Source organism: Marinobacter sp. P4B1, from assembly GCF_001447135.1.
GTDB lineage: Bacteria > Pseudomonadota > Gammaproteobacteria > Pseudomonadales > Oleiphilaceae > Marinobacter > Marinobacter vinifirmus.
In genome coordinates, this window is record NZ_LLXM01000011.1 from 138,751 (window position 1) to 163,608 (window position 24,858).

At 57.5% G+C, this 24,858-nt stretch carries 27 protein-coding genes; 23 read left to right on the top strand and 4 right to left on the bottom strand.

The window, feature by feature from the left end:
• Positions 1–309: 309 nt before the first annotated feature.
• From AQ621_RS08395 to AQ621_RS08440, 9 genes are all read left to right on the top strand, one after another.
• Positions 310–1,410 (top strand): SEL1-like repeat protein, encoded by a 1,101-nt coding sequence (locus AQ621_RS08395; protein ID WP_058341098.1) that lies wholly within the window; start codon positions 310–312, stop codon positions 1,408–1,410.
• 839 nt (positions 1,411–2,249) lie between these two features.
• Positions 2,250–3,116, top strand: coding sequence for a phage integrase N-terminal domain-containing protein (locus AQ621_RS08400; protein WP_058341230.1), 867 nt, complete (start codon positions 2,250–2,252; stop codon positions 3,114–3,116).
• A 31-nt stretch (positions 3,117–3,147) separates the two neighbouring features.
• Entirely contained in the window at positions 3,148–3,729 is a 582-nt protein-coding gene (locus tag AQ621_RS08405; RefSeq protein ID WP_201785328.1) for a PFGI-1 class ICE element type IV pilus protein PilL2, read from the top strand.
• Complete coding sequence (locus AQ621_RS08410; RefSeq protein WP_058341100.1) at positions 3,719–4,477, top strand: hypothetical protein; 759 nt, start codon at positions 3,719–3,721, stop codon at positions 4,475–4,477. Before AQ621_RS08405 ends, AQ621_RS08410 begins: the two co-directional genes overlap by 11 nt.
• Positions 4,478–4,765: 288 nt before the next feature.
• Positions 4,766–5,521 carry a TIGR03759 family integrating conjugative element protein gene (locus AQ621_RS08420; protein WP_058341102.1) on the top strand — a complete coding sequence of 252 codons (756 nt, stop codon included), beginning with the start codon at positions 4,766–4,768 and terminating at the stop codon, positions 5,519–5,521.
• A gap of 3 nt (positions 5,522–5,524) precedes the next feature.
• Positions 5,525–6,073 (top strand): lytic transglycosylase domain-containing protein, encoded by a 549-nt coding sequence (locus AQ621_RS08425; protein WP_201785329.1) that lies wholly within the window; start codon positions 5,525–5,527, stop codon positions 6,071–6,073.
• A 4-nt stretch (positions 6,074–6,077) separates the two neighbouring features.
• Positions 6,078–6,608, top strand: a complete 531-nt coding sequence (locus tag AQ621_RS08430; protein ID WP_058341103.1) for an integrating conjugative element protein — start codon at positions 6,078–6,080, stop codon at positions 6,606–6,608.
• Positions 6,605–8,704, top strand: coding sequence for a type IV conjugative transfer system coupling protein TraD (traD, locus tag AQ621_RS08435; protein WP_058341104.1), 2,100 nt, complete (start codon positions 6,605–6,607; stop codon positions 8,702–8,704). Before AQ621_RS08430 ends, traD begins: the two co-directional genes overlap by 4 nt.
• Positions 8,697–9,431, top strand: coding sequence for a TIGR03747 family integrating conjugative element membrane protein (locus tag AQ621_RS08440; RefSeq protein ID WP_058341105.1), 735 nt, complete (start codon positions 8,697–8,699; stop codon positions 9,429–9,431). Before traD ends, AQ621_RS08440 begins: the two co-directional genes overlap by 8 nt.
• A 78-nt stretch (positions 9,432–9,509) precedes the next feature.
• Here the strand turns inward: AQ621_RS08440 and merR are convergent, their stop codons facing one another.
• The 4 genes from merR to AQ621_RS08460 form a co-directional block, all read right to left on the bottom strand.
• On the bottom strand, positions 9,510–9,941 hold the full coding sequence (gene merR, locus AQ621_RS08445; protein ID WP_227508278.1) for an Hg(II)-responsive transcriptional regulator: 432 nt from the start codon (positions 9,939–9,941) through the stop codon (positions 9,510–9,512).
• A 97-nt stretch (positions 9,942–10,038) separates the two neighbouring features.
• A complete protein-coding gene (gene merA, locus AQ621_RS08450; protein ID WP_058341106.1) occupies positions 10,039–11,673 on the bottom strand; it encodes a mercury(II) reductase in 1,635 nt (544 codons plus the stop codon).
• A 27-nt stretch (positions 11,674–11,700) separates the two neighbouring features.
• The gene (gene merP / locus AQ621_RS08455; RefSeq protein ID WP_058341107.1) at positions 11,701–12,021 is read right to left on the bottom strand and encodes a mercury resistance system periplasmic binding protein MerP; all 321 of its coding nucleotides are present in this window, start codon (positions 12,019–12,021) and stop codon (positions 11,701–11,703) included.
• A gap of 32 nt (positions 12,022–12,053) precedes the next feature.
• Positions 12,054–12,410: a mercuric transporter MerT family protein gene (locus AQ621_RS08460; protein ID WP_058341108.1), complete on the bottom strand. Its 357-nt coding sequence runs from the start codon at positions 12,408–12,410 to the stop codon at positions 12,054–12,056.
• A 221-nt stretch (positions 12,411–12,631) separates the two neighbouring features.
• Between AQ621_RS08460 and AQ621_RS08465 the strand changes: the two genes are divergently transcribed.
• From AQ621_RS08465 to AQ621_RS08530, 14 genes are all read left to right on the top strand, one after another.
• The gene (locus AQ621_RS08465; RefSeq protein WP_058341109.1) at positions 12,632–12,934 is read left to right on the top strand and encodes an integrative conjugative element protein, RAQPRD family; all 303 of its coding nucleotides are present in this window, start codon (positions 12,632–12,634) and stop codon (positions 12,932–12,934) included.
• 9 nt (positions 12,935–12,943) lie between these two features.
• Entirely contained in the window at positions 12,944–13,174 is a 231-nt protein-coding gene (locus AQ621_RS08470) for a TIGR03758 family integrating conjugative element protein (protein ID WP_031432075.1), read from the top strand.
• Between the two features lie 84 nt (positions 13,175–13,258).
• Positions 13,259–13,609: a TIGR03745 family integrating conjugative element membrane protein gene (locus AQ621_RS08475; protein WP_058341110.1), complete on the top strand. Its 351-nt coding sequence runs from the start codon at positions 13,259–13,261 to the stop codon at positions 13,607–13,609.
• Between the two features lie 3 nt (positions 13,610–13,612).
• The gene (locus tag AQ621_RS08480; protein WP_058341111.1) at positions 13,613–13,993 is read left to right on the top strand and encodes a TIGR03750 family conjugal transfer protein; all 381 of its coding nucleotides are present in this window, start codon (positions 13,613–13,615) and stop codon (positions 13,991–13,993) included.
• A complete protein-coding gene (locus tag AQ621_RS08485; RefSeq protein WP_029133456.1) occupies positions 13,965–14,618 on the top strand; it encodes a PFL_4703 family integrating conjugative element protein in 654 nt (217 codons plus the stop codon). The genes AQ621_RS08480 and AQ621_RS08485 overlap by 29 nt, the downstream gene beginning before the upstream one ends.
• A 12-nt stretch (positions 14,619–14,630) precedes the next feature.
• Positions 14,631–15,428: a TIGR03749 family integrating conjugative element protein gene (locus AQ621_RS08490; RefSeq protein ID WP_058341112.1), complete on the top strand. Its 798-nt coding sequence runs from the start codon at positions 14,631–14,633 to the stop codon at positions 15,426–15,428.
• Positions 15,429–15,436: 8 nt separating this feature from the next.
• On the top strand, positions 15,437–16,834 hold the full coding sequence (locus AQ621_RS08495) for a TIGR03752 family integrating conjugative element protein (RefSeq protein ID WP_058341113.1): 1,398 nt from the start codon (positions 15,437–15,439) through the stop codon (positions 16,832–16,834).
• A complete protein-coding gene (locus tag AQ621_RS08500; RefSeq protein ID WP_145840266.1) occupies positions 16,791–17,213 on the top strand; it encodes a TIGR03751 family conjugal transfer lipoprotein in 423 nt (140 codons plus the stop codon). The genes AQ621_RS08495 and AQ621_RS08500 overlap by 44 nt, the downstream gene beginning before the upstream one ends.
• A gap of 5 nt (positions 17,214–17,218) precedes the next feature.
• Entirely contained in the window at positions 17,219–19,945 is a 2,727-nt protein-coding gene (locus AQ621_RS08505; RefSeq protein WP_058341114.1) for a conjugative transfer ATPase, read from the top strand.
• Between the two features lie 117 nt (positions 19,946–20,062).
• Entirely contained in the window at positions 20,063–20,548 is a 486-nt protein-coding gene (locus tag AQ621_RS08510; protein WP_058341115.1) for a TIGR03757 family integrating conjugative element protein, read from the top strand.
• Positions 20,545–21,564, top strand: coding sequence for a TIGR03756 family integrating conjugative element protein (locus AQ621_RS08515; protein WP_058341116.1), 1,020 nt, complete (start codon positions 20,545–20,547; stop codon positions 21,562–21,564). Before AQ621_RS08510 ends, AQ621_RS08515 begins: the two co-directional genes overlap by 4 nt.
• Complete coding sequence (locus tag AQ621_RS08520; protein WP_145840267.1) at positions 21,564–22,925, top strand: integrating conjugative element protein; 1,362 nt, start codon at positions 21,564–21,566, stop codon at positions 22,923–22,925. Before AQ621_RS08515 ends, AQ621_RS08520 begins: the two co-directional genes overlap by 1 nt.
• A gap of 10 nt (positions 22,926–22,935) precedes the next feature.
• Positions 22,936–23,292 carry a hypothetical protein gene (locus AQ621_RS08525; RefSeq protein ID WP_058341118.1) on the top strand — a complete coding sequence of 119 codons (357 nt, stop codon included), beginning with the start codon at positions 22,936–22,938 and terminating at the stop codon, positions 23,290–23,292.
• Positions 23,289–24,854, top strand: a complete 1,566-nt coding sequence (locus tag AQ621_RS08530; RefSeq protein ID WP_058341119.1) for a conjugal transfer protein TraG N-terminal domain-containing protein — start codon at positions 23,289–23,291, stop codon at positions 24,852–24,854. Before AQ621_RS08525 ends, AQ621_RS08530 begins: the two co-directional genes overlap by 4 nt.
• The last annotated feature ends 4 nt before the right edge of the window (positions 24,855–24,858 follow it).

A 24,858-nucleotide genomic window follows, 5' to 3' on the forward strand; every position in this document is an offset into this window, starting at 1 on the left:
CTTGGGTTAAAGCGGCATTCCATTAAGAGCTTAACTGTCCTGACTCGGCCCATTTAGGCGAATTTTCTGGCAGTCAGTCCATTGCTTCGTGAAGTGTGCAGCGGTAATCGTGGCGATAATGCTCGCCAGCCTGGATTTGGGCGGGTATCTCGATTAAACTAACAGCTGGGTGCCAACCTTACTTGCACACGAGTAAAAAAGGGCGTTTGAAAAGTACAGTCATTGAGAATCTCTCTTTAAGGCCTCGTCCTCGGGGAATTAAACGTGTGCGTCTAACCCGTACGGGCGTGTTATGGAGAAAGATTTGTCATGACTATCAAAGAACTTGCGTATTCTGCGCAACAAAACCTCGAATCTATTACCGCATGCTCATTCAAGCGAGCTCATATTTATGAGTTGCTTGCGGCATTGTTTGGTTTTAAATCTTATGCGGCACTTTGCTCTGATAGCGTTTTCACACAGCGTGAAAAGAGTAAGGTGATACCTGATGAATATCGGACGATATTCCAGCAACGGGTCGTAGAGCTTGGGTACGATCCTAGTATCACTGATACTACAGCATCTACGTTTATTTCCTTCGTTGAAGAGAAGCACATTGATGTCTTAGCGGTCACCGATTTGGTGGACGGACTGAGCGATGATGAAAGCTACATGGAGGAATTCTGGACTTCTCCGAACAGCGGCGAATATCCACCGATATTATTGGAATCTCTGGAAGCAAAAGCCAGCAGAGGGGATCATCTTGCGCACTTTGCACTGGCGCTGCTCCACCGGCCCGACGATGATGAGGGTTCGCAAGGAGGAAGTGGTGAGTACTGGTATTCGCAGGAGAAGCAAGGGCGAGAGTTAACAGGTGTCGAAAAGGAGTGGGCGGATCAGTATGCTCGCCTGCTCAAGAAAACTGAAAATTACACATTTCATCTCCGCGAGGCCGGTCGACTCGGAAACACCTCTGCACTCCTAGCGCTCGCAGAGCTATTTCATGATCCATCTTATCTTGATGCCATAAATATGCATGGAATTTCTGATGATCCTATAAGGGTCGCAGAAGTGGCAGAGACACTAGGCCGGATGGAAGATGCGGTGCACTGGTTGAATGTAGCTGCAGAAGCGGGAGATACCGACGCGATGCGTCGGCTTATTGTTGAGTTCGAACGAGGGGATGTTCAACAGTCGTGGATGTGGTTTTACTTGGCTGAGATGCTGGGAACCAATCTGACAGAGTCTCATCTGCAAGCATTCCATGATGGAGGGCAATATGCAGATGAAATTTATGATGATGATGTTGGCGGACCGCTTTATGCCGCTGGTGATGAAGGGGTGGATCTGAAATCATTGAGCGAAGAAGGGAAACGCGAGGCTAGAAAGCAAGCCGAAGCAATTTTTGAAAGGATCCAGCAGTCTGAGTGAGAGTGCTTACAGGAAAACCGCCCTGCAACGTCCCCCAGGGCGGTTTTCAACATCCAACCGACCTAACCTACTAACTGTCCACTGAGTCCACATGCCTTGCCCGCCACGGCAACGCGAGCCTCTAACTCGCGTGCCAAGGGCGGGGCCGCACTCAGCGGCGCCTGTGGGCCCCAGTGGGCAGGTAGAAATGCTCCGAAGGATTGCACCAGCCGATTAGTAGCAGGCCGCGTGACAGGCGGATGCCTGGCACATGGCGTGCCTGAACCGAAGGCGCCCTCGTCACTGGCAAGCGAAGCGGGGTAGTGACGAGGGCGGCATTCCCGGAAACGGCGCGCGTTTTCGGCAGGATTACCCAGTGCAAGGCCAGTGATGAACACCGATACTGCCGCCCTCGACCGATTTTAACCGTGGCTACTGCGGATACAGTGGCAACAGAGCGCACCCGAACCCTTCGATGCGCTGCGGCGAAAGCCGTGGGTTCATTCTCCAATCCGAGCCGACCACGGGATCGGTTCTTTCTCGCAGGCACCAGCCTGTATTGACTCGTCGAGCCGAGACGCCCGCCTTTGGTGGTGCCGTTGATGCTCATTCTTCATTAACTGCGGAAGTATTCCGCCTATCTGAAAGGAGGTGATGTGTAACCACACTTAAATCGCGCCCGTAACGGCGCACGTTGGTCCACGCCAGACCATTCCCTCCGGGGAGAACCGGCGTTGCCTAGACCAGGCAGCTTTAGGTCGCAATGGGCGTAGTGTCCCATGACCGTACCGCGTACGCGGGACCGAATGGCTATGGCCACCGGTTGGGTCAGAAACACTTACCGATATGCGAGAACACTTTTGAGAGATCTGAACTACCAACTCAAGCAGATTTGCCGCCGAAACCGGGACGGCAGTTTTACCACCCAGCGAGACCGGGAGCGGCTGCTGACGCAGATCGCCGACCAGCTCCATGATCTGGGTTACCGTCATATGAGCGCACAGTCGCTCAAGCCCAAGCACATTGAGGCTTTGGTCAAAAACTGGCATGAGAAAGAGCTGTCGGCCGGGGCGATGAAGAACCGGCTGGCAGTCATTCGCTGGTGGGCCCAGAAGGTCAATCGTCAGAATGTCGTTGCACGATCGAACGACCACTATGGTGTTCCTAACCGGCAGTTTGTGACCAAAGAATCCAAGGCCCGTAGTGTGGGGGCGGAAGAACTTGGCAATATTCGAGATGCCCGAGTTCGAATGAGCCTGGAACTACAGCAGGCCTTTGGCTTGCGCCGAGAAGAAGCGATCAAGTTCATACCGGACTACGCCGATCGCGGCGACCATATCGTCCTCAAGGAAAGCTGGACCAAGGGCGGCAAGGCGCGAACCATCCCGATACGGACTGAGGCCCAACGTGCTGTCCTAGATCGAGCGCGACAGCTGGCCGGTAAAGGTTCTCTGATTCCCAGCGCAAAGAACTATCGACAGCAATTGCGATTGTACGAAGCCGAGACCGCCAGGGCAGGGTTGTCCAGGATGCATGGTCTTCGTCATGCCTATGCACAGAATCGTTATGAGGAACTGACCGGATGGCGTTCACCCGCGGCGGGCGGTTCTGCAGTCAAAACGCTCACGCCGGAACAAAAACGGATTGACCAGCAAGCCCGCCTGACAATCAGTCTCGAGCTCGGGCACGAGAGACCACAGATTGTGGCTGTGTATTGCGGGACGTGAATACAGCCACAAAAACACTGCGCCGGTGAGAATGGATTATCCATTTTCAGTACCCGAGCGCAGCTTCATGATGCCGGCCAGGTTGTATCAAACCACTGAGGCTGAATCCATTATGAAACGATCACTCTTTAATCCTGCTCACCATGGTGCAGTGACAGCGATATGTATCGCCGGCATTTGTACTGTCGCCAGCGTGAACCTTCATGCAAGCGATATCCAGACAGGTCGGTATTCGATGGTTTCCGCGGCCCCGACCCAGGCGCAGTCGGAACTGTTGGAAGCGACCGTTACCGTTCAGTTGCCGGATCGCATTCAGACCATCGGAGAGACGGTGCGATATCTTCTGCAGCGTAGTGGTTATCGGCTGGCTGCTACTGGATCCACCGCGCCGGAAACGCTCGCGTTATTTGCGTTACCGTTGCCAGCCGTCCATCGCCATCTTGGGCCGATGACCTTGCGCGAGGCGCTGGAGACACTCGCGGGACCGGCCTTCCATTTAGTCCAGGATCCTGTTCACCGACTGATCACCTTCGAGCAGTGTGCAGTGAAGCAGGTTGCTGCCCACGAGACCATGTACATGGCTAATGTGGAGGAAGTGCAGGATGACGACTGAGCAGCAACCGGAGCAGATCAATCCGTCAGAAAAGGAGAGCAAGCAGGATAAGGCAGAGAGGCAGCCAAGGTCCCGGCGGCTGGCTTATAAGTCCGTACTGACCGCCGTTGTGGTCGGTATCGTCGTCATCAGTGCGTTGTCGCTTTCCAAGATCCAGCGGCAAGAAAAACCGTTGGATGAAATCCAGATACAGAACTCCAATACCCAAACCCGGGAAGTGATCAAAACACCGGAACCGGAGATAGGCCCGGCCGAGGGCAAAGTAGAACAGATCGATCGGAGGCTGAGATCTCTGTCCGGGCGGATCGACCGCGGTTTCGAAGCGCAAGTGGCCCATAGTACAGATGTGAAGCAGAGCCTGGCTTCCATGGCAGAAGGTGTTCTCGCGATCAAAGTGGCCGTTGCCAATCTTGCGGAAAGTAACCGTGCCCTTCGTCAACGTATTGACGACTCCATTGCACGGCTAAATACCCTCATCAAGGAGACCCAGAAGCGCAAGGTCACCCAGCATAAGCCGGCGGCCAGACCGAAACCTGCACCCGCCAAAACTCCACCGTTTCATGTCGATGCTATCGACGTTTGGGATGACATGACCTACGTGGCCATCTCCCAGACAGGTCGCGTTGCATTCTTGAAGTCCGGCGAACAGCAATCAGGTTGGACAGTGGCTGGCATCGACCGCCTCAAGGGTAGGGTCGAATTCAAAGGGCCGCATGGCCAGAACCATTCCATTTCATTGCAGAGGTAGAGCCGATGGAAATCGTATTAGCCGTGTTATTGCTCTTCGGCAGTTTTGCGCTGGGATCAGCGACAGCAGAGAAAAATGATGGTGGTGAACCATCCAGCAATAGTGCATCTCGTATCCAAACTACGGCAGATTCAGTTCCCGCTACACAGGGGATGCGCGGGTGTTTGTCTGACAAGTCCGGAATGTACCGGGATCTGACGGTGCCCTATATCGTCCAGAGAGACCAGGCAGTACCGATGGCCGACACGTGTGAAGGGGAATGCACCGATGAGTAGAAGATGGAGATCTATGGTTTTTCTGGGTGCTCTTATCGCGTCGAATACCGTGATGGCGGCCGAGTTATCACATACCCAGATTGAGGAAACCCGGGAGGATAACTCGCACAAAGCCACGAATGTCTTGTCAGCCACGGATCTGGCGCATGCCCGTCTGTGGGGTTTGTCAGAGACGGAGTGGCGCCGTTACAAACAGTTGATGCAGGGCATTCGCGGGAGCATCAGTCCGGCGACGATATCGCCCATCGAAGTGCTCGGTATTCATGCGCGTGATGATGCGGAGCGGCAGCGGTATGCCGAAGTGTGGGCACACGCCATGTATGAAGACGCCGGTCGTATCCTTGCGTTCCAGCACGCCTACGATGCTGCAACCAAGCGCCTGTATCCGAATGTGTCTTTGATCGACATCAGCCGGTTACCGGGAAAGACCGAAGTGAAAAATACCCTTCAGTCCGGAGATCGCCTGTTGTTCTTTACGCGCCCGGATTGTCCGGCCTGTGATCTGTTACTGAATAAGCTGTTAAAGCGGATCGACGAAGTCAGCGGTATCGATATCTATCTCACCGATGTAGACAAGGGAGACGATCGCGCCGTCAGGGACTGGGCGTCCAATCACCAGATCGATCCGGACTGGGTACGCAGCCGGCGAATCACCCTCAATCATGATGGCGGAGCCCTCGACAAATTGACCCAGGGGCAAGGTGACGTCCCGTCCATATTGCGCCGTCGAGGAGAGGACGTTTCAAGACTACCGGTTTCGGAGCTCTAGCCCATGATGGCGTTGATACGAGTTTTCGGCTGGCCGATCGTATTTGCCGTCCTGACGCTTCCTTCCATAAGCAGGGCGAATGAATCCGTGCCAGCGGGTTATCGCATGATTGCGGCAGAGCACGGAATACCCCAGAGCGTTCTGTTCGCTGTGGCACTCACTGAAAGCGGTAAGCAGACGGGACAGGCCAGATCCCTCCGGCCCTGGCCCTGGACATTGAACGTGGCCGGCCGGGGTTACTTCTTCGATTCTCGGCAAGCGGCCTGGCAGGCATTGACGGCGTATCTGAAGGAGGGGAAGCGTTCCATCGATATCGGTCTGATGCAGGTCAACTGGCGTTATCACAAGAATCGGCTCGGAACCCCGTGGCAGGCGCTTGATCCGTATCACAACATACGTGTGGGCGCCGGGATTTTGCAGGATTGTTACGCCACGCGGCAGGACTGGTGGGGCAGCGTTGGCTGTTATCACTCGCCGAAGGATTCCCATCGAGCAGACCGGTACCGTCGCCGTGTTGTCTCCCACTGGCAACGCATCGTACAGGAAGGATGACTCGATGGATCGATTCAATCCTTATTGCCGCAAGGTCTTGGTCATGAGTTGCCTGCTGGTGCCCGTCATGGCCCGGGCCGAGCTGACTGCGATCTATGACAGCGGTCATACACAACCCATCGCACCTTTTCTGGAAGTTTTTCAAACTCAGGATGGTTTGCAACAGCAAAGTCAGGTTCCAACAAGACCCCAGCTCGGCGCCGCTGACCCCAAAACCTGGTTGCCGATTAAATCACCCAGCCTGACACCGGGACCGGTGCAGGCTCGTGCGCATGACCGGCCGTTCACGCGGCCATTTTTCTTGATCGGGTCAGACAGTCGTTCCCGACAGTGGCTACAGACACACCGCGATCGGCTCAAGGAGATCGGTGCGGTCGGGATGCTGGTGCAGGCCGAGACGATGGATGATTTGCGAACGATGGCCAGATTGGCTGACGGCCTACCGATCCTACCAGCCTCGGGCAGCGACATCGCGAAGGCACTGAGCGTTTCGCATTATCCGGTGCTGATCTCGGCGCACGGCATCGAGCAATGAGCGCGCACCCCATCGAGGCCCTGCTGCGGCCCCCGGTCGAGCTGTGGTCGACATTGGTGGCCTTTGCGACGGCAGCCATCGCCATTCTGGCTCCTTGGGCGCTGATGATGCCGCCGGGTGTCGCCTATGGCGCCGGTGCCGTACTGGTCCTGATCGGCCTGATCCGGGGTCGACAAGCCTGGCGGGTGCTGCGCTACCAGGGCAGCATGCGCCGACTGCCCAACTATAAGGTACGTTCCCGCAAGATCCCGCTGAGCCGCCGCAAGCTCTTTTTAGGACGCGGCTTTCGCTGGACCCAGAAACACACGCAGCGATTGCGCGATACCATCCGGCCAGAGGTCCAGCGCCACGTCCAGCCGGGAACCCTCTATCAATGGGCGCGCCGCAAGGAGGTCGCCTGGGAATCGGTCCCGATTCTGAGTTTGCTGGCGCGGCTGTTTCGGGTGCGGGCCTGGTGGAATCCGTTGTCCCCGTTGCCGGCGGTCGGTGGCAAACCGGCCCTACACGCTGTCGAGCCGGACGAGCAGGACGTGTGGATGGACATCGGCGAGCGGGTGGGTCATACCCTAGTGTTGGGGACCACTCGCGTCGGTAAGACCCGGCTGGCCGAGATCCTCATCACCCAGGACATACGCCGCGGTGACGTGGTGATCGTTTTCGACCCCAAGGGGGATGCGGGTTTGTTGCGGCGTGTGTATGCCGAGGCCAAACGGGCCGGACGGACCAAAGACTTCTATATGTTCCATCTGGGATTTCCGCAGGTCTCGGCGCGCTACAACGCCATCGGTAACTTCTCGCGAATCACCGAGGTTGCTACCCGCATCGCCAACCAGTTACCCAGTGAAGGAAATTCAGCGGCCTTCAAGGAGTTCGCCTGGCGATTCGTCAACATCATTGCCCGCGCACTGGTGGCGCTAAACCGCCGTCCGGACTATCAGCAGGTCCGACGCTACATCAACGACATTGAACCTCTGTTCACGGAGTATGCCGAGGCGCATCTGGATACACACGGCGCCGAGGACTGGAAGGAACAGGTCGAGGAACTGTCGAGCAAGATCTCGGAACGTAATCTGCCGGCAGCCCTGCGGGGTCGCAGTAAAGAAGCTATCGCGCTGATGCGGCACCTGCAGGCACAGGATCTCTACGATCCAGTCCTCGATGGACTGGTGTCTGCCTTCAAGTACGACAAGACCTACTTCGACAAGATCGTCAGCTCCGTCGGCCCGCTGATGGAGAAGCTGACCACGGGCAATATCGCCGAACTGATCTCTCCGGATTATCTGGATAAGAACGATACGCGTCCGATCTTCGAATGGATGGAAGCCATCCGACGCAAGGGGATCGTCTATGTCGGGCTGGACGCCCTGACTGATACCACCGTGGCCAGTGCGGTAGGCAATTCCATGTTCGCTGATCTGGTGTCGGTCGCAGGACACATTTACAAGCATGGCGTGGACGGAGAATCCATCGACACCCCACCCACCATCTCCATGCATGCCGATGAGTTCAACGAACTGATCGGTGACGAGTTTGTCCCCCTACTGAACAAGGCCGGTGGGGCCGGCTTTCAGGTCACGGCCTACACCCAGACCTGGTCGGATGTCGAAGCGCGCATCGGCAATCGCGCAAAAGCAGGGCAGGTCGCCGGTAACTTCAACACAATGATTATGCTGAGGGTGAAAGAGCTGGCTACTGCCGAGATGCTCACCGACCAGCTACCCAAGGTTGAGGTGTTCACCCTGATGAGCGTTTCCGGTGTCAACGATTCCTCGGAGCCGGGTTCCGGGATCGATTTTAGCTCCCGTAACGAGGATCGAATCAGTGTTTCAGAAGTCCCGTTGCTGACACCGGCCGAGTTGATAACCCTACCCAAGGGACAGGCCTTTGCCCTCCTGGAAGGTGGCCAACTCTGGAAGATTCGCATGCCGTTGCCCGCGACGGACTCGGATATGCCTGAGACGCTCACCGAGATAACCAATGAGATGGAGCGCACCTACATCACCAATGATCACTGGTACCGCGTGCAGGAACCGTGGTGGGGAGCCGCGCCGGACGTCAGCGAGCCCGAGGTAGAAGCGGAGGCATCCGATGGCTGAGCCCGTAGCAGATCCTCGTCGCCGTGTGGTTCAGCAAGGGCTGTTATCGAAGACCCTATCGGCTGTCGCGAAGGTCATCCTGTGGTTATTGTTTTCGCTGTTGTTCTCGATCATCGTGGAGTGGGCAGGCATGGTGCTTTGGTGGCCGGATGAAGGGGTCGATCACAGCCGTACCATGCTGGTCACGGAGATCAGCTATCTCGACAATGATTTTCGTCGCAGTGTTGTGACCTCCGATCCGGCACGATTCGCCAAACGGTTCGCCGATAATTCCTACCACTACCTTTTCGAGGTGACGCGGTTTGTGGATTTCATCCAATGGGTGTCACTGCCTCCGCGGAAGTATGAGCAGGGCGTCAGGGCGACGCTGCATAAGGTGTATAAACCCCTGGCAGAGTACGTACTGGCCATGATGCAGGTGACCCAGGTGTTCTCAGTGCGCCTTGCCATTTTGACCCTGGCGATGCCGATATTTTTACTGTTTAGCCTGGTCGCGCTCGTCGATGGATTGGTGCAACGCGATTTGCGCCGATGGGGTGGAGGTCGAGAGAGTTCCTTTGTCTATCACTATGCGAAGAAGGCGGCACTACCTTTGGTTGTCCTGACCTGGGTGACCTATCTCGCCTTGCCGTTCAGTCTGCATCCGACCTTCGTCATATTGCCGTTTGCATCGTTGTTCGCGCTGACGGTGGCGGTGACGGCCAGTACGTTCAAAAAGTACTTGTGAAAGATAAGGGTGGTTGCCGGGTGAACTATGGAGGAATGTATTTGATGAAGTATTGTTTGTATCTATAGACACATTTTGTTACCGAGGATCTTTAGTCAGCGTGGCGATGATAGCGCAGCGCTCTTGGCCCGATACGTTTTTCTTGCAGGCTTTGATCAACTTACTCAAACCACGTTGCATGGCGCTCAAATCATCAATGCGCTGTTGAATGACGTGCTGTTTGTGCTCCGCGATGGTACGTGCCTCGTTGCAATCCCGGTCATCCAGGGAAAGCAAGTCAGTGATTTCATCAAGGGAAAAGCCAAGTTCCTGGGCGCGTTTGATAAATCGAATACGCTCCACTGTTGAGGATGCGTAATGGCGATAGCCTTGTGCCGGTTTCACCGGCTCAGCGACCAGCTTGATGCGTTGATAGTAGCGGATGGTTTCTACATTGACGCCTGCGGCCTTGGCGAGCTGGCCGATGGTCAGTACCGAGTCGGTTTGGGCGGTTGCTCTGTTTGCGCTCAATTTGTTATTGCCTCATATGGGATAGTCTCTGTTCAGAAATCAGGTGATGTCTTCATTCTATTCTGGAATGCTGATTTTGAGAATCTACGAAGACGCATCATCCCGCACAGCAGGACAATTGTTTGACATCCTTTGTGAAGGTCTGGGCACAGAGCTTTAATCCTTCCACCATAGTGAGATACGGGAACAGCTGGTCCGCAATGTCATGCACCGTCATTTGGTTGCGGATGGCCAGCGCTGCGGTCTGTATGATTTCGCCACCCTCTGCGGCCAGTAGCTGGCAGCCGAGCAATCGGCCCGTTTCCTTCTCGGCCACCAGCTTGATGAAGCCGCGGGTGTCGAAATTGGCCAGGGCGCGGGGGATATTTTCCAAATCTAGAGTGCGCGAATCTGTATCGATGCCGCGATCATTCGCCTGGTTTTCGCTCATGCCGACCGTACCCACTGTGGGTTCGGTGAACACCACCGCGGGCATAGCGGTCAGTTCCAGCGCGGCATTGCCACCGGTCATATTGATTGCGGCGCGTGTGCCGGCTGCCGCTGCAACATAAACGTATTGCGGCTGGTTGGTGCAGTCGCCGGCCGCATAGATGTGGTCGATCGAGGCCCGCATGTGATCGTCGATTACAATCTCACCATTGCGTCCGGTTTCGATGCCGGCCTTGTCAAGATCCAGTTGATCGGTATTGGGTGTGCGACCGGTGGCAACCAGCAGCTGGTCGGCACGAATCTCACCAGCGCTTGACGGCAGGATAAACTGGATCCCGTCGTGCGCTACTGAGTCCGGTAGGGTATGCAGTAATACCCGCGCCCCCTCTTCCTGGAACACCTTGACCAGACCCTCGCCGATGGCGGGGTCTTCCTTCGACAGAAATGTACTGCGTGCCATGACCGTTACCTGGCTACCCAGTCTTAAAAAGGCCTGAGCCAGTTCCAGCGCAACCACTGAGCCACCAATGACAACTAGGTGCGCCGGGATCTCTTTTGCAACCAACACCTCGGTGGAAGTCCAGTAGGGCGTGTTCTTCAGACCTGGAATGTCGGGGATGGCGGGCCGGGCACCGCTGGCGATCAGGATACGGTCGGCGGTGACGGTTTTTTCGGATCCGTCGTCCTGTGTCACGATCAGCGTATGGGAGTCGTCAAACCTTGCCCAGCCGCGCATCAGATTGATCGAGGGGTTGGTTTCCAGAATACTTTCGTACTTGGCGTTGCGCAGTTCCTCGACCCGCGCCTGCTGCTGGCGAACCATGGCAGCGCGGTCGATCCCGGGTTCGTTCAGCGCAATACCATCGAAGGCATGCCGGGCTTGCACGTGCGCGATGTGCGCGCCGCGGATCAGTATCTTGGATGGCACACAGCCGACGTTGACACAGGTGCCGCCGATAATCTCGGCGCCCTCGATGATCGTCACCCGCGCGCCCTGTTCGGCGGCCTTGATCGCGGCGGCAAAGGCGCCCGAACCGGTGCCAATGATGGCCACATGCAACCCGCCGCCGTTGCCGCCGGTGATCGGTTCGTCACCCTCCAGCAAGGTGGCGTGATAGCCTTTCGAGGCCACCGCATCGAGCAGGCGTGCCGTTTCCACATTGCCGTCCGTTTCGACCTGCGCCCGTCCCTCGGCGAAGGACACCTCGGCGCGCACGCCGGGCAGGGCGTTGAGGGCATCCTGTGCGCTGCGAGCGCAATGGTCACAGGTCATATCGGTAATGTTCAAAGTGACGGTGGTCATGGTCTACGTTCCGTTGGTCGAACCTGGTTACTGTTGCTTGAGGGAGGAGGGATAGCCCGCCTCGAAGGTGGCATTAGTGAGCGTGTCGATGTCGGTCTTGGTCAGATCGAAGGTCACCTTTGCCCAACCTACGCCGTCACCTTCGTACTTGGCTTCGGCCTTGACCACGCCCGGCACCTTCTCCAGGGCCTTGCGCACGGTGATGGGGCACATGTTGCAGGTCATGTTCTCCACGTCGAGGGTTATGGTCTGGGTCTGCGCCTGTTCGGCCGCCGCCACGGTGTTGGAGAGTGCTAGGGTGAAACTGGAAAGGCCGAGCAATGCGGCGAGTAAGAGGGTTCGAATCATGGATGCGGTCTCCTTTGTCTATGGATCATCAATCAGCCCAGCAAGGCCGGGCCGTACCAGGGGAAGGCAACGAGCGCGGCCAGAATCACCGTCACCACCCAGAAAATGATCCGCTGGTTGCGCCGCGTGATCGGGTTGGCGCAAGGCTTACCGGCCTCGCAAGCCTCGGACACGAGATAAAGCTTTCGGAATGCCAGCCCTAGGAAAAGTAGTGTCACGCCGATGAAAATGGGCCGGTACGGCTCCAGCGCGCTTAGGTTGCCAATCCAGGCGCCGCCGATACCGAGCATTAACAGGACGAAAGGGCCGACACAGCACAAAGACGCCCCGATGGCCGCCAGTGCCGCCAGGATCAGGGAGCGGTTTTTGCTCAACGTGTGTTCCGCCATAGGATTACTCCTCAATTATTCAACCTTGGCCAAAAGTATAAACACCGTACCTAAGTACGGAGTCAAGGACTGATTTTGCTTGCATTCGAAGCCCGGGGTTCAACGGTTCACACAGGAGTAATGACACAGAAAACCCCGCCTCCTACGGAATTGATTTTCCATATCTAGTCCTCCTCGAATCCCCCACCATGCGCGTCATGCGCAACACGGGGAGAACTTCCATGCAAATTACCAAACTGCTGGTCTCAGGACTGTTGGCGTCTGTATTGCCGGTTCAGTTTGCCATTGCTGACGCAGACGGCGAACGGGCGGTACTCGCTCGGATTATTCACGAACTTCAGGCCATGGATCCACTGATCATGGAAGCGGCTTCTCAAGCCAATCCGGATGCCCGCGTTCGTTTCCAGTATGAGTGGCTGCGCCAGGATCTTGACCGGATTCGACTCGGGATCCAGGAGCATATCGATGCACCACGTTCGGAGCCACGGACTTTCCCGCCCCTGCGTGGCGATTACCGTCGGTGATGTCAGGTCATGACGGCAGCACAGAACACGGCATTTCAAGCGGGCTCCGGTTTTACACCGGCCACGTTGCTGACCGGCATCGCATCGGTCGTGCTGGTGCTGGCCTTCGTCTGGGTTATTTGGGTCTCGCTGGGCACCTTCCGTGCCTGGCAGAACGGGCAGGTCGTTTTGTTCGATGTGGTCTGGTCGGCACTGCGCGCCAGCATCGTGCTTATGGTGTTGGGTTTTTATCTGCGGTAGCGGCCGTTGGCCATTGTCGCAGAGGTTCGGGGAGTTCCCCGTATTTTTAACAGGGGGCAACCCCGTTACCTCGGAGAGAAAGTAATGATGAAGAAAGCAGTAAAAAAGGTGGTAACCGCAGCTGGGTTGCTCGCAGTTACGGCAGGCCAGCCGGTATTGGCAGCGTTGCCGACCCCGGTGGCACCCAGTACCGCACCCGCAGCCGGTGACTGGATTGGGCTCATTTCGGGTTACATCAAGGATGGTGGTCTGGTCCTGGGTCTGGCGATCGCTGTGCTGGGCTTCCTGTGGATTGCCTATCTCGGCTTCGCCAAGTTCAACGAGGCTCGCCAGGGTAAGGCCGAATGGGCCGAAGTGGGCGTGCTCGGCATCGTCGGTGCGATCGTGCTGATCTTTGCCAGCTACCTGCTCACTGAAGCCGCGGGCGTCATCTAACCGATGTCGGATCGAGACGACATTCTGGCCGACCGGCTCAATGTAGAGCCGGCGATCTTCAAAGGCTGCTCGTCGTCCGAACTGGGCATCATCGTGGGTGTGGCCGCGCTCATCTGGTTACCCGTTAGCCTCCTCCTGGCGGGTTTGTTGGGCGCGGTCACCATGGGGTTCGGCATGGCCGGTGTTGGTGTCGTGGGAACAGTCATCGTTATGGCGGGACTGTTCCAGCGGCTGAAACGTGGCCGACCGGATGGCTATTACCAGCAACAGATTGCCATCTGGTTGTCGGACCATGGTTTGCGCAGCGCGCCGTTCATTCGGCGCAGTGGCGCCTGGGATATTGGGAGAACACGGTATGCGACGTTACCGCACCGAGATCGATAACGTTCGCGCTCACCTGCGCTCACTATGGGTGGTGATCGGCCTCCAGTTCGTCGTGATCCTGGTTCTCTGGTTTGGCTGGAGTCAGGCGCCGAAGCAGTTGACGGTGCATGTCCCTCCAGATCTGCGCTCCGGGGCGACGCTCTCGGTCGACGAAGTGCCGGCGGCTAATGTGTATGCCTTTGCCTTTTACATCTTCCAGCAGCTTAACCGTTGGCCCGACGATGGAGCCAAGGATTATGGCAAGGCCATCTTCCGCATTTCTCCGTATGTGACGCCGCGATACCGGACGGAGCTCATGGCCGATCTGGAACAGAAAGGCCGTAAGGGTGAGCTGGCCTACCGGGTGCGTGGTGTGCATGAGATTGCCGGACATGGTTACGAGGAACGTCGCGTCGATGTGCTCGCGCCAGGCGTTTGGGTGGTCTGGCTGGATCTCGACTTGTTCGAGTCGGTGAAAGGCATGACGGTGAAGAAAACCGCCATTCGCTATCCCTTGCGGGTGGTCAGTCTCGCGGTCGATCCGGAAGCCAATCCCTGGGGGCTGGCGTTAGACGGCTTTGCGAGTGACGGGCCGCGTCGGTTAGAAGAATCAGAACTCGGTGTAGATGCCGGGCAAGAACAATAGCAGGAGCAACCCATGCGAAATAAACCATCGAACCATTCCGTAATGGCTACCTGGCTGGGCGTGACGCTGCTCTTGGTGCAGTCGCTCGTGCATGCCGAGACGGAAACGCTTGAGCGGATCGAGTGGAAAAAAGCACCGATACGGTTGGAACTCGCTGTTGGTCAGGAACAGCGGATTGAATTTCCCGCCGCAGTAAAGGTGGGTGTGCCGGCCTCCGTTCAGGGTGTGCTGCGCACGCAGAGTGTCAATGGGATGGTCTACTTGTTGGCGCACACGTCCTTCGGGTCCAACCGACTCATGGTACGTGAACTAGATAGTGGGCGTATCTACCTGCTCGATGTCACGGCCACTGAAGAGGGTGGGCCGGGCCATCCGATTCAAATCTATGTGACCGGTGAACAGGGCAGTGAGAAAGATCAGGCGACGGGCGGGCATGAGCCGGAACAGGATCGGCCTGATTTTGTTCAGTTGACCCGCTTCGCCGCCCAACAGCTCTATGCCCCGGCTCGCCTGGTCAAAGACCAACCCGGTATTGTCCGTGTGCCGGTCAGCCGTGATTCTGTCGATCTGTACCATGGTGGCGCCGTTGAAGGGGTCCCGCTGGTGGCATGGCGCGCCAAGGGTCTCTATGTCACTGCGGTCAAGCTCACCAACCGCACCGAACAGGCACTAACACTCGACCCACGCAACCTTCGCGGCACCTGGCTTACAGCTACCTTTCAGCACCACCGTCTGTTTCCCAAAGGCGATGAGGCTGATACCACGGCGGTTTACCTGATCTCCGCCCGGCCGTTCGGCGTTTCGCACTAGGGGTTCACATGGCGATTGCAACCTCCAACCGACTCTTACCCCTGCTTGCCGGTGCTGTCGTGCTAATGCTGGTATTCGTCACCCTGAAATCCTGTTCTCAGGAACCTGAAGATGCGCTCGTTCTGGAGAGTGTGCCCCAGGCGCCTGCGCCGGATGCGGACAGTCCTGCCGATACCATTAAGACGCTGACGGCCAATGTCACGTCCATGACCACGGAAGTACAGGCTTTACGCAAGGACAATGACCAGCTGCGCAAAGAGAACCGTGAACTGCTGGCTAATCGTCACCAGATCGAGGAGAACGTCACAACCCGGGTCAGGCGTGAGTTGCTGTCCCATGAAAAAGACCGGGAGTCACGCGACCGGATCGATGCCGGTGTGCTTTCTTCACTGACAGCGCGCGTGGATGCGCTGTCTCAGTCTCTTTCCCAGCGTTATCCCAACCAAAGTGGCAGTGACATCCCGGTGGGTTTGGGCCTCGATGACGTCGGAGAAGGTGCCGCAACTACTGACAGCCTGATCTGGGTCGAACCGCTGGATGTCGTCGATGATGCTGCGTTAGAGGCCAATGGAAACAGTCTGCTGCAGAGGGTAGGTCAGTCGACCGGAAGTGCGTTGACATCGGCGACTGAAAAGACCGGGAAACTGACTCAGGAACTCAGCACCGTCCATCCCGTTTATACGGTTCCCCGTAACGCCACCCTGATCGGTTCAACAGCCATGACGGCCCTGGTCGGCCGGGTGCCGGTGCAAGGACAGGTCCGTGATCCGATGCCGTTCAAGGTCATCACCGGCGCAGATAACCTGGCCGCCAATGGTCTCACTGTGCCGGGCGTTCAAGGCATGGTGTGGAGCGGGACTGCCGTTGGAGACTGGACGCTTTCATGTGTGACCGGTCGTCTCGATTCGGTCACCTTCGTCTTTGAGGATGGCACCATCCGAACCATTTCCGGCGACGACCAAGGCAATCAGGGAGGAGATGCTGCGAAGCCACTGGGCTGGATCTCAGATGAACAGGGCATTCCCTGCATTACCGGTGAGCGCAAGACCAACGCGCCGGCATTTCTGAGCCAACGTATAGGTGTGACGGCCATCCAGGCTGCGGCAGAAGCGGCGGCCAATGCCGAGACGACCTCGGTGGTGAGCAATGCGGGCAGTGTCACCAGCAGCATCAGCGGTGATACCGGCCGCTTCGTATTGGGCAAGACCATTTCCGGAGGTAGCGAGGAAGTGTCGAAGTGGTTGCTGGAGCGCCAGTCCCAGAGCTTCGATGCCGTCTTTGTCCCGGCCGGCATCCGCATTGCCATCCATGTTGACCGGGAACTCCCTATTGATTTTGATACCACTGGCAGGAAACTGACCCATGAAACCGACCTCGACCCCTATCGCCGCACTCGGCTTGATTAGCCTGGTGCTGGCCGGTTGCGCCAGCACCAAGGACACCGTGCTACCCCAGAATGGCCCTTCGATGAAGGCTATTTATGAGGGTCACGTACATGAGATGAATGCCGACAATCCAGAGGCTCTTCGTGGCGAGCTGGGTGACCGGCCCATCGTCTCGGAAGAGGCGGCGCTGCATGGCTACACACGAGATGCCTTCAACGAGATCGATGTGCTGTTTCCTCGCCTGCCCAACCCGACGCTGGTGATGTACATCTTTCCGCATCTGGCCGGTGATGCCGGCGCACCGGTGCCCGGTTATACGACAGCTTTCCCGATGTACGAGCAGGTGGAATATGCGCTACCCGGTGAAGTCCGTAGTCAGCAGGGCGGTGTCCGCCGGTGAGTCTCATGAAGTCAGTCCCTACACCCTCAAAGCGTGACGAACAAAATGACGATCTGCCAGTCACGACGAACCAGGTCAAGCAGCTGTATGAACGCCCGCCGTCGTTTACCGACTTTCTGCCGTGGATGGAATACAACCCGGCAAGCCGTACCTTTCTGCTGGAGGACGGGATCAGTGTCGGCGCCCTGTTCGATCTGATCCCGGCCGGTACCGAGGCGCGTACACCTGCGTTCATGACCCAGCTGCGCGATGCGATCCAGACCGCGCTGACCGATGCCATCCCTGAAGAAGACGATGCCCCGTGGATCTTGCAGGTATACGTTCAGGACGAGCCAAGTCTTCAAGGATTCGAGAAAGAAATCGCGAACTATGCCCAGCCTGGTGCACGGGAGTCGGACTATACCCGGCACTTCCAACAAACGCTGTCGGAGCATCTCGCCAGGATCACACGTCCCGGTGGTCTTTTTGAAGATACCTCGGTAACCGGCACCCAGTGGCGAGGCCAGATCCGGCGTGTGCGAGCCACTTTGTATCGTCGTCTGAAACCCAATGGTCGGGTGCCTTCGGCCGTGGAAATCGAGGAATCCCTGAATGATGTGGCCACCAAGTGGGTGGCCTCACTGGCCTCGGCGGGGATTCGGGTACGCCGTGGTACGGGTCGGGATCTCTACGAGTGGTTGCTGAAATGGTTCAATCCAAAGCCTGAAATTACGGGTGGTGATCCCGATAAGTTGCTGGAGGTGGCACCCTATCCGGGGGATGAAGACCTGCCATTCGGGCATGATCTTGCCGAACGGCTGACGTTGACGATGCCTCGCTCGGACAATACTACGGCCACCTGGTGGTTTGATGATCTGCCGCATACCCTGGTGACCGTTCAGGGACTGCGTCGGGCGCCTGAGGTGGGACACATGACTGCAGAGCGCCAGGCCGGTGATCACGTCTTCTCACTGTTTGACCGATTTCCTGAATACACCGTGATGGTAATGACCCTGACGGCTAGGCCCCAGGACTTCACGAGAAACCACATCGCCCAGGTCAAACGGGCCGCGGTGGGGGATTCCGCCGAGGCCGAACTCACCAAAGAAGACGCCGAGGCGGTGGAGCGAGAGATGGCGCGCGGTAACAAGCTCTATCCACTGGGCATTGGGTTCTATGTGCGCGGTAACGATATGAAGACCCTGCGTGCCAATGTCAATCAGTTGAACGCGTTGTTGTTGCCCAACGGGCTGCAACCGATTCTCCACGAAGCCGATCTGCTGGCGCTCGACAGCTATATTCGCAATCTGCCCATGGCCTACGATGCCGCGTTGGAGAAATCCAGTCGCCGTTCACGACTGGTGTTTTCCAGTCATACGGCGAATCTGCTGCCCCTGTACGGCCGATCCAAAGGTACCGGTCACCCGGGTCTGGTGTTCTTCAACCGGGGTGCCGAACCCCTTGTGTTCGATCCCCTGCACCGGGCCGACCGCAAGAAGAACGCGCACATGCTGATCCTCGGTCCCACTGGCGCCGGCAAGTCGGCAATGCTGGTTTATCTGCTGCAGCAGATGGCTGCCATGTACCGCCCGCGCATCTTTATCATCGAGGCCGGCGGTTCCTTCTCGCTGCTGGGGCAGCAGTTTCAGGCTCATGGCCTGGCCGTCAATCAGGTTACCCTGAACCCGAATACCGATGTCAGTCTGCCGCCGTTTGCCGATGCTTTGCGTGTGTTGCAGAAAGAACGTCAGCAGCAATTGCGCGAAGATCCGGACGCACTGGAAGAAGACGACGAGCTGGATGAGGAGGGTACCGGCCGTGACGTGCTCGGCGAAATGGAGATCGCGGCCCGTATCATGATCACCGGGGGTGATGAGCGCGAGGATGCGCGCATGACCCGGGCTGACCGACTGCTGATCCGGAATGCGATTTTCCTGGCGGCCAAAACCGTCAAAGAGGCTGGCCGCGATCAGGTGCTCACCCAGGATGTCGTCGCCGCACTCCAGAGTATCGGTCACGATGAAAGCCTGCCGGACCACCGGCGCAACCGGGCCATCGAGATGGGCGACGGCATGGCGTTGTTCTGTTCAGGTCTGGCGGGCCATTTCTTCAACCGGCCGGGTACCCCCTGGCCGGAGGCGGATATCACGATTCTGGAGATGGGGATACTGGCACGGGAAGGCTACGAAGATCAGCTCACCGTCGCCTACATCTCCATGATGAGCCATATCAACGATCTGGTAGAGCGCCACCAGCACGATGCAAGGCCGACACTGGTGGTGACCGATGAGGGGCACATCATTACCACCAATACGTTGCTGGCGCGTTATGTGGTCAAGATCACTAAGATGTGGCGCAAGCTCGGCGCCTGGTTCTGGATTGCCACCCAGAATCTGGAAGACTTCCCCGATGCAAGCCGCAAGATGCTCAACATGATGGAGTGGTGGCTGTGCCTGGTGATGCCCAAGGAGGAGGTTGAACAAATCGCCCGCTTCAAGGATTTGACCGATGTGCAGCGCAGTCTGTTGCTGTCGGCTCGTAAAGAGCCCGGCAAGTATGTCGAAGGTGTAGTGCTATCAGACAATATGGAAGCGCTATTTCGTAATGTCCCGCCGCCGCTATCCCTGGCGCTTGCCATGACCGAGAAACACGAAAAGGCCGAGCGTGGCGCGATTATGCGGGAGCGTAACTGCAGCGAACTCGAGGCGGTACATGTCATCGCTGAACGCATCGCAAAGAAACGTGGTGGTTAGTCGTCGCTCTGACGATTTCTCTTCAATAAACCCTGCATGCTCGTGAATCGATTTTCGGTATCGAAGCGCTTGTGTCCGCGCCACGATAGTACGCATATCGACACAGAGTTGACCACTATGATTTGCAAAGCCTCAAAACACCGTTCCCGCATTCCATTAGTTTGTCTTGCTTCCGTACTCCTGTTTTCAGGAGCCACGTTTGCGGATCAGCATCAACAGAACCAGCCTCATGTAATCGAGGCGTTTACATCGGTCAAGTATCCCTTCGTTGATGCCAGAGGCATCGGTAAAAAGTCACGTAGTACGGACATCACCGTCTACGAAATCGATGGCATCGAGGCAATGGAACGAGACCTATCTGTCGACATGCCAGCCGATCCGGAAAAGTCGAAGCGGATCGCGCTGGTTCGCATCCAGCACATGGATGATCAAACAAAAACAAAAATGCAAATGGCGGCGCAAGGGTTGGCTAAGGCGATGCAGTATGGTGTGGATCGCTATCCAGCCGTCGTCTTCGATGGCCAGGCAGTCGTATATGGCGTAACCGATGTGCTGACAGCGATTGCGCATTACCGGACATGGCGGCGGGAAGGTAAGCGATGATCCGCCAGAGATGTCTATCGTTCTGTTTTGCTATTGCACTATGGATTCCGGTCACCGGATTCTCCGGTACGACGACTACACCACAGATCGTTGCCCAGACGACAACGGCAGCATTTTCCTGCATGCGGTGGATGCCAATTGGCACCTGTTTCTGGTTGCGCTGTTCCTGGACCGGTTGCAGCGTACGCACCTCGATCAAGGTGGGGCATTACAACCCGGATCTGGTGGTCAGTACCTACAACGAGCTGGGCGGGAACCCGTGGACCGAGATCCGGGCGACGCTGGGTTTGGCGCAGAAGACGGCGGCCACGGGTCTGTTGGGTGCCTTGTTGCCGGTGCCGATCGATAGCGCTGGCAACCGCACGGAAGGAACCTCGGAGCGTGACCACAAGAACCTGGTCTACCGGGAAACTGACGCCATTGGCCACCCGCTGAGTTCGCTGACGGGTATCGTTGCCGGTACTGGTTTGTTGTGTCCGTCAGAGACCACTTCTTTCTTTCCCTATTTCCAGTCCGGCCTCGATGCCCTGTCGTGGCGGCAAGAGATCCCGGAGATATTCTATCCTGCCAGCCTGATTCCCGGTCTGCGCGAGCTGGGTACCTGGCCCCTCCAGACCTGGGGTGGTGTCTATCCGCGTACCGGCTGGACGACACAGGCCGAAGAACCCAAGGCCGCTGCCCTCAATACCCAACGAGCCGGTGACATCGTCACGCGTACGGGTCAACCGCATGTCTATGTGCCAGTCACTGGCTCATCGGGTTCCATGAAAGTTTGGTCACCCGGACCCTTGATGGAGAAGGATCGCACCACCGGTACCTGGCAGATGTTGTTGCCGCTGTCTGAATCGAGCTGCAACGTCTTCGGCACCAATGATCTTGCCAGCCTGACCGGCTGGGGTGGGGGTCGCGTCGATAGCGAAGGCGATTATGTCTGGAATCTATGGCGGCCCTACAAGTGCTGTGAGCGCCGCGGCCAGTGGTTTCTGTTTGATATTGACTGGATTGCCTATCCCTGATGAAAACGAACTCTGTACACACATTCCGTCTTGGATACGCTATCAGCTGGTTGCTGATTGGACTCCTCAGTTTGAATAATGCGCATGCCATCACTAAGGGGCCGACGGAAGACAGCTTCTGGTATTACGAAATCGGTGGGGCAGAGCCGGTATCGGCGCCTGCCAATCCTTCTGTCGTATCCGTTACCCTGGGTGGTTCGGCACAACTGGGACTAGGCTACAGCTGCGGTAAGTTCGATCCCGTGGCTGCTGTGACAAATACGCTGAACGACATCGGTGCTGGCATCGATAACATGATGAATGCGATGACGGCGGCAGCCAGTGCCGCCATTGCGTCATTGCCAGCATTGATCCTGCAGCGTGCCAATCCCGGACTCTACGACATGTTCCAGAATGCTTTGCTGCAGGCTGAGGAGACTATGCAGCTGGCGACCAAGTCCTGCGAGCAGATGGAGGCAGAGATCGCCCAGGGCAAGAACCCCTATGCCGACCTCATCACGCTGTCCAAAGGCAATGATTGGAAGCTCCAGATGGGCGTTGGTGGTAATGATGCGGTAACCGCCAAGGACGCCGTCGAGACCGCTAACGGAGATAACGGCGTGCCCTGGATCGGCGGGCAGGCCGGGGGCTCGGGGCAGCCAGTGCTGGAGTTCACCGGCGACATCGTCAAGGCCGGGTACAACATCAACATGAATCGTCCGATCACAACGGCAGGCCCGGTGCCTCCTGCATCGGCCACCCGCCTGACGGAGATCTGGACTACACCAACCGAGGCGCGGAACTGGGTCGTCGATGTGGTCGGCGAAAACATCGTTACGACCTGTGATACCTGCCGCAAGGACAGTATTCCCGGTACCGGGCTGCTGCCAAAGCTCAATCAGGAGGCGACTACCGTCACGACGGAAATCCAGAACCTGGTCTCCGGGGCTACGCCCCCGACTCTGGCCAACCTGGACAATATTACTGCCCCCGGTGTGGCCATCACCCGCCAGGTCATCGAGGCGATCCGGGAGATGCCGGCTTCCGAGCAGAGTCTCATCATGGGCCGGCTGGTGTCAGAGATCAGCACAGCCCGCACGGTGGAGAAGGCGCTATACGCCCGCCGTTTGCTGCTTTCCGGCCGCCAGGTGCCCGAGGTCTATGCCACCGAGGTGGCCCGCGAGCACGCGGACAAATCCATCGCCGAGCTGGACAAGGAGATCGAGAACCTGTTGTTCGAGACCCGGGTACGCAAGGAGGTGGTTTCGGACACGATTGCGACCTTGCTTCAACGCGCCGCGGCCCGTCGGCAGTCGTCCCTGAAAACGCCAGAAGTACCGACCATCGATCCACGTCCGCTGAGCAATGGCCGTGTCCAATAACGGAATTGTCATGCGTCGGCGCTGGTTCTTTTTGCTGACCCTGCTGGCGTTCGGTCTGACGCTGGGGGCAGGTGGCTTCCTCTGGTATTCAGTCCAGACAACCTCTGTTGTGGCTGTGCAGACACGGATCGATGCCTTGAAGCCGCTCCTGACTGGCATCCGGGTCTCGCTGATTGCCCTGTTAGCGATGGGCTGGCCATGGATCGTGAACACCCTTGACCGTTGGGGACGTCTGGATGAGACACAGGCCACGAACTTGCTCGCTGTACGCTGGCGTATCGTGACCTGGCTCGTCGTGATCGAGCTGGTGTTGGGGCAGAACCTGCTTGGTCAGGTGCTGGCTGCACTGCAGGGGAGCGGGGCATGACTGTCGACAGCTATCTCGAACTCTTTACGACACTGTTCGGCTGGACCTTCTATGGCATTTTGTGGGATGTGCTGGTCGGCACCGGTATCGTGTTCCTGCCGTTCCTTGGCATCCTGATCGACAATTGGCGGGAACCGGCGCAAGGTGGTGAGTTCGGTACTGTCACCGGATTGTCGCTGCGGCGTATGGAGTTGGAGCTCTTTATTGCATTACTGGTGGTTGTTTTATCTGGCCAACCGGCTGCGTTGACGCCACTGAACGCGGCTTCACTCAACTACACGCCGCCACCGACGCTGATTGATCCCACGCCACCGACGGCGACCGTGGCCGCACCTCAGAGCACCTACGGTTCCACCGGCTTCACAGGATCACCGGCAACGGCGAACATCCCGGTGTGGTGGTATGCGGTACTCTCGATGACCTCTGGATTCAATCATGCGGTGGTCGAAGGCCTTCCAAGTGCTGCGGACATGCGTACCTACGAACAACAGGCGCGGCTGGCGACCATTGCCGACCCGCGTCTGCGCCAGGAAGTGAGCGACTTCTTCAGCCAATGCTATATTCCGGCCCGATCGATGTACCAGTCAGAACGACCCGCCACCGCTGCGGTGAATGCCCTGCTGACAACGTATGGACCCGACGATCCGGACTGGATGGGTTCGCAAGTCTATCGCAATACGCCGGGCTACTATGACACCCTGCGTGCCACTACGCAGGTCAGCGGCTGGGCCTACAATGCTGCCCGTGATACCGAATATGATCCCGCCGCGCCACCTACCTGGGGCAGGCCTTACTGCAAGCAGTGGTGGGAGGATGCCTCGGCTGGTCTGCGTGAAAAGTTGATCACCGAGGCCGATGCCACATCGGCCGGCTTTTCAGGCCTCGTGGTTGCCATCGCACCGGCCCTGGCCAGTGAACAGCAAAATGATGCCGTGGCCAAGACCGTTCTGGCGAATGCGCCGCCATCGTGGTCGAACAACGACCTCGTGGCTCACAATTCCGGTAGTACCGGGTTACTCAGTACGGTAGAGAATGTCGCCAAGGGAGGCTTGGCATCGGGTGGCGTGGTCGCTGCATCGGCGTTGTTCTCGGTCACCATGACCGCTGTCCTGCAGGCGCTTCCGATGGTGCAGGCCGTGCTCCTGCTCGGCATCTATGCCTTGCTGCCCATGATCGTGGTGCTGTCGCGTTATTCCATCTCCATGATGGTCATCGGCGCCATGGCTATCTTTACCGTCAAATTCTGGAGCGTGCTCTGGTACCTGGCACTGTGGGTGGATCAGAACCTCATCCTGTCCATGTACCCGGATGTGAACGTCTTCCTGCAGATGTTCGCAAACCCCGGCGAGCATGACATCAAACGCATGCTGCTCAATATGATCACGACCAGCCTTTATCTGGGTTTGCCGTTGCTCTGGAGCGGGATGATGGCATGGACGGGGCTACATATCGGCCGCTCGATCAATTCGGTACAAGGCGAATTCACACGGCCAGCCCAGGATGCCGGGAGGCAGGGCGGAGGTATTGGGAAGGCTGTTGCTACTAAAGGGGCGAAGCGATAACGGA

Bases quoted from the DNA above. Each gene is read 5' to 3' on its own strand.
- AQ621_RS08440 (WP_058341105.1), top strand. From the start codon at position 8,697: ATGGCTGAGCCCGTAGCAGATCCTCGTCGCCGTGTGGTTCAGCAAGGG.
- merP (WP_058341107.1), bottom strand. From the start codon at position 12,021: ATGATTCGAACCCTCTTACTCGCCGCATTGCTCGGCCTTTCCAGTTTC.
- AQ621_RS08530 (WP_058341119.1), top strand. From the start codon at position 23,289: ATGACTGTCGACAGCTATCTCGAACTCTTTACGACACTGTTCGGCTGG.
- AQ621_RS08430 (WP_058341103.1), top strand. From the start codon at position 6,078: ATGGATCGATTCAATCCTTATTGCCGCAAGGTCTTGGTCATGAGTTGC.
- AQ621_RS08480 (WP_058341111.1), top strand. From the start codon at position 13,613: ATGTCGGATCGAGACGACATTCTGGCCGACCGGCTCAATGTAGAGCCG.
- traD (WP_058341104.1), top strand. From the start codon at position 6,605: ATGAGCGCGCACCCCATCGAGGCCCTGCTGCGGCCCCCGGTCGAGCTG.
- AQ621_RS08520 (WP_145840267.1), top strand. From the start codon at position 21,564: ATGAAAACGAACTCTGTACACACATTCCGTCTTGGATACGCTATCAGC.
- AQ621_RS08405 (WP_201785328.1), top strand. From the start codon at position 3,148: ATGGATTATCCATTTTCAGTACCCGAGCGCAGCTTCATGATGCCGGCC.
- AQ621_RS08485 (WP_029133456.1), top strand. From the start codon at position 13,965: ATGCGACGTTACCGCACCGAGATCGATAACGTTCGCGCTCACCTGCGC.
- AQ621_RS08505 (WP_058341114.1), top strand. From the start codon at position 17,219: ATGAAGTCAGTCCCTACACCCTCAAAGCGTGACGAACAAAATGACGAT.
- AQ621_RS08515 (WP_058341116.1), top strand. From the start codon at position 20,545: ATGATCCGCCAGAGATGTCTATCGTTCTGTTTTGCTATTGCACTATGG.
- AQ621_RS08470 (WP_031432075.1), top strand. From the start codon at position 12,944: ATGACGGCAGCACAGAACACGGCATTTCAAGCGGGCTCCGGTTTTACA.
- AQ621_RS08475 (WP_058341110.1), top strand. From the start codon at position 13,259: ATGATGAAGAAAGCAGTAAAAAAGGTGGTAACCGCAGCTGGGTTGCTC.
- AQ621_RS08465 (WP_058341109.1), top strand. From the start codon at position 12,632: ATGCAAATTACCAAACTGCTGGTCTCAGGACTGTTGGCGTCTGTATTG.
- AQ621_RS08525 (WP_058341118.1), top strand. From the start codon at position 22,936: ATGCGTCGGCGCTGGTTCTTTTTGCTGACCCTGCTGGCGTTCGGTCTG.
- AQ621_RS08395 (WP_058341098.1), top strand. From the start codon at position 310: ATGACTATCAAAGAACTTGCGTATTCTGCGCAACAAAACCTCGAATCT.
- AQ621_RS08500 (WP_145840266.1), top strand. From the start codon at position 16,791: ATGAAACCGACCTCGACCCCTATCGCCGCACTCGGCTTGATTAGCCTG.
- AQ621_RS08420 (WP_058341102.1), top strand. From the start codon at position 4,766: ATGGTTTTTCTGGGTGCTCTTATCGCGTCGAATACCGTGATGGCGGCC.
- AQ621_RS08460 (WP_058341108.1), bottom strand. From the start codon at position 12,410: ATGGCGGAACACACGTTGAGCAAAAACCGCTCCCTGATCCTGGCGGCA.
- AQ621_RS08495 (WP_058341113.1), top strand. From the start codon at position 15,437: ATGGCGATTGCAACCTCCAACCGACTCTTACCCCTGCTTGCCGGTGCT.
- AQ621_RS08510 (WP_058341115.1), top strand. From the start codon at position 20,063: ATGATTTGCAAAGCCTCAAAACACCGTTCCCGCATTCCATTAGTTTGT.
- merA (WP_058341106.1), bottom strand. From the start codon at position 11,673: ATGACCACCGTCACTTTGAACATTACCGATATGACCTGTGACCATTGC.
- AQ621_RS08410 (WP_058341100.1), top strand. From the start codon at position 3,719: ATGACGACTGAGCAGCAACCGGAGCAGATCAATCCGTCAGAAAAGGAG.
- AQ621_RS08425 (WP_201785329.1), top strand. From the start codon at position 5,525: ATGATGGCGTTGATACGAGTTTTCGGCTGGCCGATCGTATTTGCCGTC.
- AQ621_RS08490 (WP_058341112.1), top strand. From the start codon at position 14,631: ATGCGAAATAAACCATCGAACCATTCCGTAATGGCTACCTGGCTGGGC.